This window comes from Joostella sp. CR20 (assembly GCF_038433465.1).
Taxonomy (GTDB): Bacteria; Bacteroidota; Bacteroidia; order Flavobacteriales; family Flavobacteriaceae; genus Galbibacter.
This window is the reverse complement of record NZ_JAESVF010000009.1, coordinates 88,573-102,572: the sequence shown is the minus strand read 5'-3', so window position 1 is coordinate 102,572 and position 14,000 is coordinate 88,573. Positions and strand designations below refer to the sequence as shown.

Below are 14,000 nucleotides of genomic sequence, written 5' to 3'. Positions count from 1 at the left end.
AGTATGTTTCTTGTTCGGCTTTTTGTTAATTACTTAGACTGATGGTTATAAACAATTTAGGCTAAAAAGTAAAGTCTTTTTCAAATAGCGAAGTAACATCTTCTTTCCCTGGAATTAAATTCCAAGTATAAAAACCTAAACTTTTTGCAGTATCTATGTGTTCCTTGGTATCGTCTATAAATAATGTTTCTTCAGCAAGAATTGCATTGTCTCGAAGTACAAAGTCAAAAATGTTTGCCGTTGGTTTTCTAAAATGAATTTCATGAGATAGATAAAATTTTTCAAAGCAATTTTTAAACTGCGTGTAGGTTTCAAATCCAATGTTGTTTATAACTTGTTCGATGTGCAATTCATTTGTATTACTCAGTAAAAATAGCCTGTATTTATTTTGCTTGTGTAGGTTTTCAATAAAAGTTAATCGATGTGTTGGCATCGTTAAAATGATTGAATTCCAAATATGAATAAGTGTTTCTGAGTTTTCTTCGGATAAAAAATCTTTGTAGCTCGCAACAAAATCAGGCGTGCTAATTTCTCCTTTTTCATACGCATCATTTAATTTGCTAATTTCCTTAGTGAGCGTAAAGTTGGGATATGTTTGTAGCATCAGTTTTAATGGAGCTTCTTTATCGAGGTCGATAAAAATATCACCAAAATCAAAAACAATATTTTTAATAGGAGTAGTGCTAGGCATTGTTGCTGTTTATGTAAAGTGTGAGTGTGTTTTGCACAATTTTTTCTTCAGAATAAAAAAACGACTTGTTTATAATCGGACTTTTAGTGCCACTTGAAAAAACGGCGTCCCCTTTAAAAACGCGTGCTTCATCCCATAAATTACTGTCGATAAATGTTTGTAGTGTTTTGCTACCGCCTTCAATAATAATACTTTGAATTTGGTGTTTATGTAGCACACTCATTATTTGTGGAGCTATAGCATTCGAAAAATCTATTTCCTCAAAAAAGGTATTCTTAAATTCAGAATTGGGAACTTGCGTAGCAGTATCGACAATAAAAATTGTTTTTTGAGAATCGTCTAAAACGTGCGATTGTTGTGGCGTTTTTAATTGGCTGTCGATAACAATTCTAACAGGATTATTTCCGTTCCAATCTCTGCTGTTCAGTTTCGGGTTGTCTGCAAGCACAGTTGTGGTGCCAACCAAAATTGCGTGTTCTTCGGTTCGCCATTTATGTACTATTTGTCGCGAAAGCGTGTTAGTAATCCAAACGGGAGTTCGGGTTTCTTTTTTCTCCGGACTCATAAAACCATCGGCACTTTCGGCCCATTTCAATATAATATAAGGACGCTTTTTCTCCTGAAATGTAAAAAAGCGTTTGTTACTTTCTTTACATTCTTCTTCCAAAACGCCTACGGTAACATTACAACCAGCTTCCATTAGTTTTTGAACCCCACGTCCGCAAACTTTGTCGTGTGTATCTAGTGTTCCGATAACCACATTCGGAATTTGATGTTTTATAATCAAATCGGCACAAGGAGGTGTTTTTCCAAAATGCGAGCAAGGTTCGAGTGTAACATAAATGGTTGCAGTTTTTAAAAGCGAAACGTCTTTTACTGCTGAAATGGCATTTACTTCGGCGTGGTTTTGCCCAGCAGGACTGGTGTAGCCTTCGCCAATTATTTTGTTATCAGCAACAATTACGCAACCTACGGTAGGGTTGGGATAAGTGTTTCCTAAACCATTTTTTGCAAGCTGAAGCGCTCTTTTTATATAGTGTTCGTGTGTGTTCATTTTGGAAATTTCAGTACAAAAATACAAAATGAAAAATCTCATAACAAACCTTAGGCTATTGCTTATAAATTAGTTTAATTTGATAAAATATTTTGGGGAAATAAACCCTTTACATGACGTTTTAAATTGATGATATTTCATGATTATTAGAAAGATAAAACCTGCTGATAATATTTCGATGGCCGAAATTGTAAAAACGGTTATTGTTGAAATGGGCGCACCCAAAGTAGGGACTGCCTTTGAAGATGTTTCTTTAAACGATTTGCACAGTACTTATGATAAAAAAGATGCGGTGTATTTTGTTTTAGAATCAGATGAAAAAATTGTGGGTGGAGCAGGAATTGCACGTTTAGAAAATGAAGGTGATGCTTATTGCGAGTTGCAAAAAATGTATTTTTTAAATGAAGTAAGAGGTAAAGGATACGGAATGAAAATGATGCAAACTTGCTTAAATGAGGCAAAGGAAATGGGATATAAGTTTTGCTATATCGAAACAATGCCTTACATGGAAGATGCACAAAAATTATATAAAAAAGCTGGGTTTGAATATTTAGATGCTCCAATGGGAAACACAGGTCATTACTCGTGTTCTGTTTGGATGCTGAAAAAATTGTAGGCAAAGCTTTTGATTTAAATTATAAAAATGAAACTAGGATTAATTAAAAAGTTTTTTCATATCGAGCTGAATGAAATATATCCTTCTGAGGAAATTGATACATTTTTTAATTGGCTTTGCGAAGATTACTTGGGTTATAAACCGCACCAAATTCAGCAGTTTTTGGAAGAGGATGTTTCAAGTGAGGTAGGATATAAGTTTGACTCCGCTCTTGGAGATTTGGTGAATGAAAGACCTATACAATACATCATCGGGAAAAGCTATTTTTATGGATTGGATTTTCGTGTCAACGAGCATACTTTAATTCCAAGGCCAGAAACCGAAGAGTTGGTGTCGTGGATTATCAATGATATTGATAAAGATAGTGTTACTCGTGTTTTGGATATTGGAACGGGTACAGGTTGTATCCCAATTTCGATAGCCAAAAACTTACCGCGTACAAAGCTTTTCGCTGTAGATATTTCGTATGAAGCACTTCAAACAGCATCTTTAAATGCAGAAGACCAAGGAGTGAATATTAACTTCTATCAACAAGATATTTTAAAGGCAAACGACTTAGAAACTATTTTTGAAGAGTTGCCAACCTTCGATGTAATTGTATCGAACCCGCCGTATGTTCGAAACTTAGAAAAAACAGAAATAAAAAATAATGTTTTGAATTACGAGCCATCGTCTGCTTTGTTTGTTGAAGATGACGATGCCTTAGTATTTTACGAAAAAATAGCAGGATTGGCTTCTGAAAACTTAAAAGAAGGAGGGAAGTTGTATTTTGAGATTAATCAATATTTAGGTGATGAAATGTTGGCGTTAATGAAGAAATATAACTTTGAAAATGTTATTTTGAAGAAAGATTTATACGGAAAAGATAGAATGATAATGGGACAAAAGCCTGTTATTTCAGCATAAAAAAAGCTGTCTGAAAATGAAAACCTCAGACAGCTTTATATTTTTTAGTCTATTATAATTGAGCTAATAATTTTTCTGCAACCAATTCCGATGATGCTGGATTCTGACCAGTAATTAACAATCCGTCTTGAATTGCGTACGCTCCCCAATCAGCTCCTTTACTGTAAATTCCGCCATTTTCTTTCAGCATATCTTCCACTAAAAACGGAACTACATTTGTAAGCTGAACAGCTTCTTCTTCGGTATTAGAAAATCCGGTAACTTTTTTATTTGCAACAAGTGGAGTTCCATCTTGGTTTTTAGTATTCTTAAAAACTGCGGGCGCATGACAAACGGCAGCTACAGTTTTGTTATTTTGGATGAAAGCTTCAATTAATTCGATGCTGTTTTTATCTTCAGCTAAATCCCATAATGGTCCATGTCCGCCAGGGAAAAACAAAGCGTCAAAATCTTGTTGATTTACATTTTCTAACTTTTCAGTATTTGCCAACAACTGTTTTGTCTCGTTATCATTATTAAATCTTACCGTTGCTGGAGTCTGAGCATCTGGAGCATCACTTTTAGGGTCGATTGGAGGTTGTCCTCCTTTTGGTGATGCGAGTGTAATTTCAACCCCTTTATCTTTTAAAAGGTAATAAGGCGAAGCAAATTCTTCAATCCAAAATCCTGTTTTTTCTCCTGTGTTTCCTAAATCTTCATGACTCGTTAAAACAAATAGTACTTTTTTCATATGTATATTTTTTCAAGTGTTTTTAAAATGTACTTCAAAAGTAACAGTAGATTTTTAGATAAATATTAACCTATGATAAGAAATGAAAAGCTACATGTTTTGTTCGATTCGTTTGTCGGGAATAAGCCATAAAAGCCCCACAAAAATATAACACCCAATTGCAATCCACGTATTTACAAAAGCTAGAGCAATACCTACAGCATATATCAGTACCGAGAGTTTCCCTTTGGTGTCATGGCCTACCGCTTTTTTTAACACAAAACTCTCGTCGTGCGCTTTGATAATTGCAAGTTGTAAAAAGTAATATGCTATTGCAGATAACATCAAAACAGCTCCGTACGCAATGACTGGGAGTGTGGCGTTGTAGTGTTCTCCAATCCATGAAGTGGTAAAAGGAATTAAAGAAAGCCAAAAGAGTAAATGTAGGTTTGCCCACAATATTTTTCCGTTTACTTTTTCTGTAATCTGAAATAAATGATGATGATTATTCCAGTAAATACCGATGTAAATAAAGCTCGCAACATAACTTAAAAATATGGGAGTTTTAGCGAGTAATGCAGACAGTGTAACTTCTTCTGGAGCTTTTAATTCGAGAACCATAATGGTTATAATAATGGCTAAAACACCATCGCTGAATGCTTCTAATCTGCTTTTTTTCATTTTTAAAATATTTTAGTTGAAGAGATAATCTCCGCTATTTTTTAATGCAATAAATTGGGTTTTATAGAATAAAATCTAAGATAATAAAATAAATATGTACAATTAATAATGAGTAAAAAAGTGTTTACTGCTGAAAAGAGATAGGTTTGAAATCTTCAAGAATAATAGCTGTATTTTTTGTAGATTTGCTTTACATTTGGCAATGAGGTCTGCCTTGAACCGCTTAAAATAGCTGATGACTTCTGATTAAAATGGCAAATGCCATAGCAGTCTCATTATATATATGTCAAAATGAATACAGATAAAATAAAAGATTATTTCTTCTCTTTAGAGCAAATTCCTACTTTTTTATACTTAATTAAATGGTTGTTCATCTGTGCCGTTATTGGCGTTTTGGTGGGTGGAGCTTCCGCTTTTTTTCTATGGAGTTTGGAGTGGGCAACGCAATGGCGAGAAGCGCATTTGTGGATTATCGCACTTTTACCTGTTGGCGGATTTATCATCGGACTATCTTATTATTTGTATGGAGATAGCGTTGTAAAAGGCAATAATTTACTCTTGGAAGAATTTCATTCGCCTAAAAAAATCATTCCATTTCGTATGGCGCCTTTGGTTTTGTTCGGTACAGTTGCGACGCATTTTTTTGGTGGTTCGGCAGGACGAGAAGGTACAGCGGTGCAAATTGGTGGCGCAATTGCAGATAGATTTACAAAATGGTTAAAACTTTCTGATAGAGATAGGCGAATAGTTTTAATTGTTGGGATAAGTGCTGGTTTTGCTTCTGTTTTTGGAACTCCACTCGCAGGCGGAATCTTTGCTTTGGAAGTGTTGATTTTAGGAAGAATACGTCTTGATGCAATAATTCCTAGTTTTATGGGCGCAGTTTTTGCAAATTATTTTTGTGAGTTTTTCGGGGCTTCTCATACACATTATCACATTACATCGGTTGCCGAAATGAACCCGATAAACTTGCTTTGGGCACTTTTGGCAGGAATTATTTTCGGACTCGTAGCCATGTTGTTTTCTAAAGCAACACATTTTTGGAGCGATTTTTTTAAGAAATATATTTCGTATCCGCCACTTAGACCATTTCTTGGCGGAATTGTTATTGCACTAGCTGTTTATCTTATTGGAACTACAAAATACATCGGTTTAGGTGTGCCAACCATTGTTGATGCTTTTAATAACAATCAAAACTCCTACGACTTTCTGCTGAAATTATTATTTACATCATTTACACTTGGTGCCGGATTTAAAGGAGGAGAGGTAACTCCCTTATTTTACATTGGCGCTACCTTAGGAAATGTACTTATTTGGTTTATTCCGTTGCCAATGAGCATGCTCGCAGGAATGGGGTTTGTAGCTGTTTTTGCAGGTGCCACCAACACTCCAATTGCGTGTACAATTATGGGGATTGAATTATTCGGAATCGAAGCAGGTGTCTTTATCGCACTGGCTTGTGGTACGGCTTATTTATTTTCTGGGCATTCGGGAGTCTATAGTTCACAAATTATCGGAAGCCCTAAAAACACTTCATACGACAAAGAAAAAGGCTTCCATTTATCTGAAATAACACGCATCAGAAGTCAAAAGAAAAAAGAGTAGCTTCATTGTAAAAATAAGCTTCATTCCGCTATATTTGCGTAAGTACATTACTTTTTATTCATGGATATAGCAAAGAAAATTGAGGCGTTACGAAAAGAGTTATCTCAGCATAATTACAACTATTACGTATTGGATACTCCAGAAATATCAGATTATGAATTTGATATAAAACTGAAGGAGTTACAAGCCTTGGAAGCTGAGCATCCCGAATTTTACGATGCTAATTCCCCAACAGTTCGCGTGGGTGGAATGGTAACAAAGAATTTTGAAACAGTAATGCACGAACACCGAATGTACTCATTGGATAATTCGTATTCAAAAGAAGATTTGGAGGAGTGGGAAAAGCGTATTCAACGGATTTTAGGGGATGTAGAAGTGAGTTTTACATGCGAACTAAAATACGACGGAGCTTCCATGAGTTTGACATACGAAAACGGAACTTTGATAAAAGCTGTAACACGTGGCGATGGTTTTCAAGGCGACGATGTTACAAACAACGTAAAAACTATCCGTTCGGTACCTTTAAAATTGAAAGGAAATTATCCGCCAAAATTTGCAATTCGCGGGGAAATTATTTTACCCTTGGAAGGTTTTGCAAAAATGAATCAAGCGCGAATTGAAGCAGGTGAAGAACCCTACATGAACCCTAGGAATACAGCTAGTGGAAGTTTAAAATTACAAGACAGTGCAGAAGTTTCCAAGCGTCCGTTGGAGTGTTTACTTTACAATATTACAGGAGAGAATTTAGGAATTTCTAGTCAGTTTGAAAGTTTGCAAAAAGCCAAAGAATGGGGTTTTAAAGTTCCAGAGGTGGCAAAACTGTGTAAAACTACTGCGGAAGTAATGGACTTTGTAAATTATTGGGACGTGCACCGCCATGAATTGCCTTACGAAATAGACGGTGTTGTTGTAAAGGTAAATAGCTTTCAACATCAAGAAGAATTGGGGTACACTGCCAAAGCGCCGCGTTGGGCAATGGCTTACAAATTTAAAGCGGAACAAGTTGCTACCTCGCTCGAAAGTATTACTTATCAAGTTGGGCGAACTGGAGCAATTACACCAGTTGCAAATTTACAACCTGTTTTGTTGGCAGGAACTACCGTAAAGCGGGCTTCGTTACACAATGCCGACCAGATTGAAAAACTAGACATTAGAGAAGGCGATTCGGTTTTTGTTGAAAAAGGAGGAGAGATTATCCCTAAAATTGTGGGAGTCGATTTTTCTAAAAGAGCACCCGAGGCAACGCCACATCATTATATTACAAATTGTCCTGAATGCGATACCGAATTGATTAGAAATGAAGGGGAAGCACAACATTATTGTCCAAATACCTACGGATGTCCGCCACAAATTACGGGGCGTATCCAACATTTTATTTCTCGTAAAGCAATGGATATTGAAGGACTTGGAGGTGAAACTGTAGAGCTATTGTTTAAAGAAGGACTTATTGAAAATTACGCCGATTTATATACACTGAAAAAAGAAGATATCATTCCGTTGGAACGCATGGCTGAAAAGTCGGCTGAAAACTTAGTGTTGGGCGTTGAAAAATCGAAAGAAATTCCTTTTGAACGTGTTTTATTTGCCCTCGGAATTCGATATGTTGGAGAAACCGTAGCCAAAAAATTGGCAAGAGCTTATAAGTCGATTGATGCGTTGATGCAAGCAACAGCTGAAGAGCTTGTGCAAGTTGACGAAATAGGTATCCGTATTGCAGAAAGTGTAGTTGAGTTTTTTCAGAATGAGAAAAATAAAATCATTATTGAGCGATTAAAGTCATACGGACTTCAATTGGAAATTTCAGCAGAACTTCTAGAAAATATAACCGACACTTTTAAAGGGCAAACGTTTGTGGTTTCTGGAGTATTTGAAAAGGTTTCTCGAAACGAACTCAAAAAGTTAATTGAAGATAACGGTGGGAAAGTAGCTTCGTCTATTTCGTCCAAAACAACTTATTTGGTTGCAGGTGATAAAATGGGACCTAGCAAACGTGAAAAAGCTGAAAAGCTGGGGGTAACAATGATTTCTGAAGACGATTTTTTAAAAATGTTATGAGTAATAAGCAGTTACTAGCGCTGTATTTTGGTTTTGGGTTTTTATACCTGTTGGCGTCTGTTTTTCATATCGGATTGCTCGCTAATATTGCTAAACTCTCTTTAATTCCAATTGTATTTTTTAATTATTACTTCCATAAAAACAAGTTGGAAGTAGTGCCAATTGTATTGTTAGTGAGTTGTTTTCTAGGCGATGTGTTTTCGTTGTATCTCGGGCCAATTTCTTCACGATTTTTTTTGGCTTGTTTCGGAATTCATCATCTGGTTTTTACTGCGATTTGTTACAAAGCCATACGTGACTTTGATGCAAAGAAACTTATCTTTTCGGCAGTTCCTGTAGTGGTGTTGTGGTTTATCTATTTTAACTATTCAATAAAAGATATTTTTGGGTCACAAATGGGCGATTTGTACCCGTTTGTATTGGCGTATTCAATTGTTTTGAGTGCCTTTACAATAACGTCTTTAGTGAATTATTTTAACAACGAGACAAAAGTAAACCTATACCCAGTAATGGTTGCGGTGTGTTTTTTAATTGGCGATATCACCCTTGCAATCGATAATTTTTTAGTAGAGTTATTTTTCTTTGACTTTACGACTGTCGTAGTAAAAGTAGTTGCTTATTTGTTTCTACTTCGTTTAATAAAACATTTCGATTTTAAACATTTATACTAATCCCTTCGGAAGTGGAAGCGGTGTTTTCATCAAAATAAAAATCAATTCGACCTAAGAAAATTCCGTAGCATCCCACTTGATTAATCAATACTTTTTTTCCTTTTCTGTTAGTTTCAACAACTGGTTTTTCTAAAAAAGTGTGAGTATGCCCACCAATAATTAAATCGATATTTTCTGTGTTTTGTGCTAAGACAATATCAGAAACTGTGTTGTCTCGGTATTTAAAACCTAAATGCGATAAACAAATTACAAGGTCGCAGTTTTCTTTTTCTTTTAGTTCTGTGGTAAGGTCTTGTGCAATTTCTATTGGGTCGAGGTATTTTGTTTCTTTATAAAGCCCTTTGGTAACAAGTCCTTCGAGTTCTACTCCCAATCCAAAAACTCCGATTTTAATTCCGTCTTTATTGAAAATTTTATAAGGCTTTATTTGTCCATCTAAAATAGTATTTGAAAAGTCGTAATTTCCGTTTATAATTTCAAATTTAGCATTTGGCAACTGTGCTACGAGACCGTCTATACCATTATCAAAATCGTGGTTTCCAAGGGTAGCAACGTCATATTTCAGCATGCTCATCAGTTTAAATTCAATTTCACCTCCGTAGAAATTAAAATAAGGCGTTCCTTGAAAAATATCCCCAGCATCCAATAATAGGGTGTTTGGATTTTCTTGTCGTATTTGCTCAATTAGCGTAGCACGTCGCGCAACACCACCCATGTTTGGGTTGCGAGCATCGGTAGCTGGAAATGGGTCGATATGACTGTGAACATCGTTGGTGTGGAGTATGGTAAGGTGTTTCTTTTTATTGTTGTTACATGCGGTAAGCGATAAACCTCCAGCAGTTATAAAAGCGGTACTGGCAACGGTATTGTTTATAAATTGTCTTCTTTTCATGAGGTTAAATTTTTATAAATCTATTATCAGTACTTGCTTTTATGGTGTCTACTTTTTCGAAATAATCAATCAATTCATTTCTGAGTAAGTAGTTAATATCGGTTGTGTTTATTGGATTTTTAAAGAAATTCATGTGGTCTCCGCCAGTAGCTAAAAAGTCGGAAGTTGCTACAAAATACGTTTTGTTATCGTCAATTGGAGCTCCGTTTATGGTAACACTTTTTACTGAATTGTCTTTGTTTAACGTAATTTGAAGCTGTTTACTAATTGGATGCGCAGTTTGCGCTTCAGCTAAATACTGAATGAGTTCGTGTACTTTTTCAGCAGAAAGTTCTAAAACATAAGTTTCATTCTTAAAAGGCATAATCTCGTACGCCGTGCGACGACTTACTTTTCCTTTAGACATAGTAGCTCTAATTCCGCCGTGATTCAGCAAAACAAAATCTATTTGATTTCCAGTACGTTTATTAAAAATAGGGTTAGACTGCTCGTAAGTGATATCTGCCATTAAGTTTCCGATAGTCGAATTTAATTTCCCGTCATTTTTAGATAAGTTTTTTGGGTTGTATGCCAATTGTTCGTCTAAAACTTCTTCGATATGGTCGCGGTAAGGCTTTACAAATTGGTCGATACTATCAACACTTTTTAAGGTGTCGGTAATGTTTATTTCCGTTCCTGAGATAGAAGTGAGCTTTGTAGAGCCCTTTTTACAAGCGGTAAGTGAGATAATTGTTATAAATATAACAAAATGTTTAGTTTTAAGCAGCATAAGATTCTTAATTTTAATATCAGGAACTTTTGAAAGTTATACATTTGCAAAAATAATGGAAATGTAAATGATTTTTAAAGGCCTTAAAGAAAAATCAATAAAAAAAGCAATTCGAAAAACGCTTTCAAACAAAAGTGTAGTTGCTACAAATGCAACAAACACACGTTCATTAGCCATTGTTATAAATTACGAGAAGTTGGTAGATTATAAGCCATTGCTCGACATTGCCAAAGCGATAAACATAAGTGCATCTGACGTTTATATTATTGGGTATGTAAATAAAATTTATAAGAATGGAAGTTACTTAATTCCTGTTTTTACCGACAGTTCTTTTGGGATGAAAGGTAAAGTAAAGAATGAAGAAGTAGCGGAGTTTTTAAAGCGCGATTATGATATTGTAATTAATTATTATACAGAACCTAATATTTATTTAGAGTTGGTTTCTACGCTGTGTAAGAGTGAATTTAAAGTAGGTTTAACCACAGAAGGAGAAGCAAATAACAATTTAGTATTGAAGACCGATGAGAAAGATTTTTCTCAGTTTAAAAACGAACTGGTAAAATACCTTTCTATCTTAAAAAAGATATGAGTATGTCAAAGTTTTTAGGAACAGGTGTTGCACTTGTAACCCCGTTTAGAGAAGATTTAAGTGTAGATGTAGAGGCACTAATTAACATTGTAAACCATGTTATTGCTGGTGGTGTAGAGTATTTGGTAGTTTTAGGTACTACTGCCGAGTCGGCTACCTTGACAAAGGAGGAAAAAGAACTTGTAAAACAAACTATCGTTAAGGCAAATAATAAACGTGTTCCGCTAGTTGTAGGTGTTGGTGGAAATAATACTGCTGAAGTTGTAAATGAATTAAAAACATCCGATTTATCAGCTTTCGATGCCATTTTATCGGTTTCACCATATTACAATAAACCTACACAAGAAGGAATTTATCAGCACTTTAAAGCAATTGCAGAAGCTTCGCCATTGCCAATAATTTTATACAACGTACCTGGTAGAACAGGTTCTAACGTATTGCCAAAAACAATTATTCGTTTAGCCAACGAGTTTAAAAATATCATTGGAGTAAAAGAAGCAGCAGGCGATATTGTACAAGCTATGCGACTTATTAAAGATAAGCCGAAAGACTTTTTAGTGATTTCTGGTGACGATATGATTACGCTTCCAATGATACTAGCAGGAGGAGCAGGAGTAATATCGGTAATTGGGCAAGGTTTACCAAAAGAGTTTTCTGCAATGGTGCGTTATGCATTAAGAGGAAATTTAGACGATGCCAATCAAATACATTTCCAACTGATGGATATAATCGATTATATTTTTGAAGAAGGAAATCCTGCAGGAATCAAAGCAGTGTTTGAAAATTTAAACCTTAGTACTGCTAAAGTGCGCTTGCCATTAGTAGAAGCAAGTTTGTCGTTAAAGGAAAAAATAAATAGTTTTCCTATCTTAGCGACAAATAAAATTAATGGTTAAGAGACTGAAAGATATAGGGTTTGGATTAAGTTCAACCAAAAATGTAAAAAGATTTATTACAGAAGATGGAAGATTTAATATAGACCATGTCAATAAAAAAAGTATGTTTCAATCCACGTATTCCTATTTAATTAGGATTACGTGGATTGCTTTTTTTGGCTATGTATTGCTAGCGTATATTTTAGTCAACACGCTATTTGCAGTGGCGTATGTTGGGTTGGGAATGGAAGCTATTTCTACGTATCATTCTCCAAGTTTTTTCGAGAATTTCTTTAACGCCTTTTTATTTTCATCTCAAACCATCACAACGGTAGGGTATGGAGTTTTATCGCCTTCGGGAACTGCCGCTGGAATTTTGGCGAGTTTTGAAGCTTTGGTCGGACTTTTAAGTTTTTCATTCACTACCGGATTGCTCTACGGAAGGTTTTCTAAACCTAAAACACTTATTTCTTTCAGTAGAAACTTTCTTATTCGTCCGTTTGAAAACAAATCAGCCTTAATGATTAAAGTGATGAATACGAGTCGGAATATCCTCATCAAACCCAAAGTTGATGTAACTTTAATTTTGCATAAATCGGAAAACGGTTACTACAAACCCGAATATTTTAATTTGAATTTAGAGCGAAAAACCATCATCTATTTGCCAACAACTTGGACAATTGTTCATGTTATAGATGAAGAAAGTCCGCTTTACAATCTTTCAAAAAGTGAAATTGCCGACTTAAAAGCTGAGTTGGTAGTGCTTTTTTCGTATTATGATGATGCTTTCAATAACGAAATTTACGATGTGAAATCGTATGTGCATGAAGATTTAAAAATGAATAAGAAATATACAAAATCCTACGGATATGGTGAAGACGGGAAGCTGATGGTCGACCATTCCATGATTGACGATTTGGAAAAATTGTGAGGAAAACACTTCAACACGTTAAACTTTTAATAAAAAAAATAAAAACTGTTGTTCCTTACTTTTGAAGTCCTTTTCTTCACACTTTAAAAAGTTTTTTAAAATTACATATATTTAACTAATTTTGCCGGATGATTAAAAATATGAAGTATACATATTTAGCAGTTCTTTTAGTGGTATTATTTACAAGTTGTAGCGAATACCAACGTGTATTAAAAGAAAGTGATGTTAAGAAAAAATACGATTTGGCCGAAAAGCTTTATAATGAAGGAGATTATAAGCGCGCCATTCGATTATACGAACAAATTGTTCCTCAATATGTAGGGAAACCACAAGGAGAGCGTTTGTTGTATTTTTATGCGAATTCGTATTATGAAACTAAAGATTATTACTTGGCAGCGTATCAATTTGAAAGATTTTCAAAATCGTACCCTCGAAGTGATAAGGCTGAAGAAGCAGCTTTTTTAGGTGCTAAGAGTCAGTATTTAACATCGCCAAGATATAGTTTAGACCAAACAGAAACAGATAAAGCGATAAGTAAATTACAAGTATTTATCAATACGCATCCAGATTCTGAATATATGGACGAAGCCAATGAAATGGCAGCAGCATTGAGAGCTAAGAAAGAGAAAAAATCTTTTGAAATAGCGAAACAATACAACCATATTTCAGATTATCACGCTTCGATTAAATCCTTCGATTTATTCTTTAAAGAATATCCAGGGTCGGTTTATAAAGAAGATGCGATGTATTACAACTATTTAGCAAAGTATAACTTGGCAGTAAATAGTATTTATTCAAAAAAAGAAGAACGTATTGGAGAAGCTAAAGAAGCTTACCAAAAGTTTATAAGTGAGTTCAATGAAAGCGAATATCGAAATAAAGCAGATAAAATGAATGCCGAATTAGATGCTGAATTGAATGAGTTTAAAGCATTGTTAGAAAAATATAGTAAATAA

At 34.9% G+C, this 14,000-nt stretch carries 15 protein-coding genes and 1 riboswitch; of the genes, 9 read left to right on the top strand and 6 right to left on the bottom strand.

Annotated features, from left to right (window positions below):
* Positions 1-61: 61 nt before the first annotated feature.
* Together JMA43_RS11780 and ribD are read right to left on the bottom strand one after the other, a co-directional pair.
* Entirely contained in the window at positions 62-691 is a 630-nt protein-coding gene (locus JMA43_RS11780) for an HAD-IA family hydrolase (protein WP_342156820.1), read from the bottom strand.
* Positions 684-1,745: a bifunctional diaminohydroxyphosphoribosylaminopyrimidine deaminase/5-amino-6-(5-phosphoribosylamino)uracil reductase RibD gene (gene ribD / locus JMA43_RS11775; RefSeq protein ID WP_342156819.1), complete on the bottom strand. Its 1,062-nt coding sequence runs from the start codon at positions 1,743-1,745 to the stop codon at positions 684-686. Before ribD ends, JMA43_RS11780 begins: the two co-directional genes overlap by 8 nt.
* Positions 1,746-1,884: 139 nt before the next feature.
* Here ribD and JMA43_RS11770 point away from each other — a divergent pair, with 139 nt between their 5' ends.
* On the top strand, positions 1,885-2,361 hold the full coding sequence (locus JMA43_RS11770; protein WP_342156818.1) for a GNAT family N-acetyltransferase: 477 nt from the start codon (positions 1,885-1,887) through the stop codon (positions 2,359-2,361).
* A 27-nt stretch (positions 2,362-2,388) separates the two neighbouring features.
* Positions 2,389-3,267, top strand: coding sequence for a peptide chain release factor N(5)-glutamine methyltransferase (gene prmC, locus JMA43_RS11765; RefSeq protein ID WP_342156817.1), 879 nt, complete (start codon positions 2,389-2,391; stop codon positions 3,265-3,267).
* Positions 3,268-3,319: 52 nt separating this feature from the next.
* On the opposite strand, the gene JMA43_RS11760 is transcribed toward prmC, so the two are convergent.
* Positions 3,320-3,997 carry a type 1 glutamine amidotransferase domain-containing protein gene (locus tag JMA43_RS11760; RefSeq protein ID WP_342156816.1) on the bottom strand — a complete coding sequence of 226 codons (678 nt, stop codon included), beginning with the start codon at positions 3,995-3,997 and terminating at the stop codon, positions 3,320-3,322.
* A 90-nt stretch (positions 3,998-4,087) separates the two neighbouring features.
* Complete coding sequence (locus tag JMA43_RS11755; RefSeq protein WP_342156815.1) at positions 4,088-4,657, bottom strand: TMEM175 family protein; 570 nt, start codon at positions 4,655-4,657, stop codon at positions 4,088-4,090.
* A 189-nt stretch (positions 4,658-4,846) separates the two neighbouring features.
* Positions 4,847-4,909: riboswitch (Fluoride riboswitch) on the top strand.
* A gap of 39 nt (positions 4,910-4,948) precedes the next feature.
* Here JMA43_RS11755 and JMA43_RS11750 point away from each other — a divergent pair.
* Genes JMA43_RS11750 through JMA43_RS11740 form a run of 3 tightly spaced genes read left to right on the top strand, consistent with a single transcriptional unit; the run spans position 4,949 to position 8,988 of the window.
* Positions 4,949-6,262: a voltage-gated chloride channel family protein gene (locus JMA43_RS11750; protein ID WP_342156814.1), complete on the top strand. Its 1,314-nt coding sequence runs from the start codon at positions 4,949-4,951 to the stop codon at positions 6,260-6,262.
* A gap of 60 nt (positions 6,263-6,322) precedes the next feature.
* Positions 6,323-8,317 (top strand): NAD-dependent DNA ligase LigA, encoded by a 1,995-nt coding sequence (ligA, locus tag JMA43_RS11745; RefSeq protein ID WP_342156813.1) that lies wholly within the window; start codon positions 6,323-6,325, stop codon positions 8,315-8,317.
* Positions 8,314-8,988 carry a lysoplasmalogenase family protein gene (locus JMA43_RS11740; protein WP_342156812.1) on the top strand — a complete coding sequence of 225 codons (675 nt, stop codon included), beginning with the start codon at positions 8,314-8,316 and terminating at the stop codon, positions 8,986-8,988. Before ligA ends, JMA43_RS11740 begins: the two co-directional genes overlap by 4 nt.
* Here the strand turns inward: JMA43_RS11740 and JMA43_RS11735 are convergent.
* Both JMA43_RS11735 and JMA43_RS11730 read right to left on the bottom strand, forming a co-directional pair.
* The gene (locus tag JMA43_RS11735) at positions 8,972-9,880 is read right to left on the bottom strand and encodes a bifunctional metallophosphatase/5'-nucleotidase (RefSeq protein WP_342156811.1); all 909 of its coding nucleotides are present in this window, start codon (positions 9,878-9,880) and stop codon (positions 8,972-8,974) included. The genes JMA43_RS11740 and JMA43_RS11735 overlap by 17 nt on opposite strands.
* A gap of 4 nt (positions 9,881-9,884) precedes the next feature.
* Complete coding sequence (locus tag JMA43_RS11730) at positions 9,885-10,649, bottom strand: 5'-nucleotidase (RefSeq protein ID WP_342156810.1); 765 nt, start codon at positions 10,647-10,649, stop codon at positions 9,885-9,887.
* A gap of 67 nt (positions 10,650-10,716) precedes the next feature.
* Between JMA43_RS11730 and JMA43_RS11725 the strand changes: the two genes are divergently transcribed.
* From JMA43_RS11725 to JMA43_RS11710, 4 genes are all read left to right on the top strand, one after another.
* Positions 10,717-11,238 carry a DUF6913 domain-containing protein gene (locus JMA43_RS11725; RefSeq protein WP_342156809.1) on the top strand — a complete coding sequence of 174 codons (522 nt, stop codon included), beginning with the start codon at positions 10,717-10,719 and terminating at the stop codon, positions 11,236-11,238.
* Positions 11,239-11,240: 2 nt separating this feature from the next.
* Complete coding sequence (gene dapA / locus JMA43_RS11720; protein WP_342156808.1) at positions 11,241-12,134, top strand: 4-hydroxy-tetrahydrodipicolinate synthase; 894 nt, start codon at positions 11,241-11,243, stop codon at positions 12,132-12,134.
* Positions 12,127-13,044 (top strand): ion channel, encoded by a 918-nt coding sequence (locus tag JMA43_RS11715; protein ID WP_342156807.1) that lies wholly within the window; start codon positions 12,127-12,129, stop codon positions 13,042-13,044. Before dapA ends, JMA43_RS11715 begins: the two co-directional genes overlap by 8 nt.
* A gap of 140 nt (positions 13,045-13,184) precedes the next feature.
* Positions 13,185-14,000: an outer membrane protein assembly factor BamD gene (locus tag JMA43_RS11710; RefSeq protein WP_342156805.1), complete on the top strand. Its 816-nt coding sequence runs from the start codon at positions 13,185-13,187 to the stop codon at positions 13,998-14,000.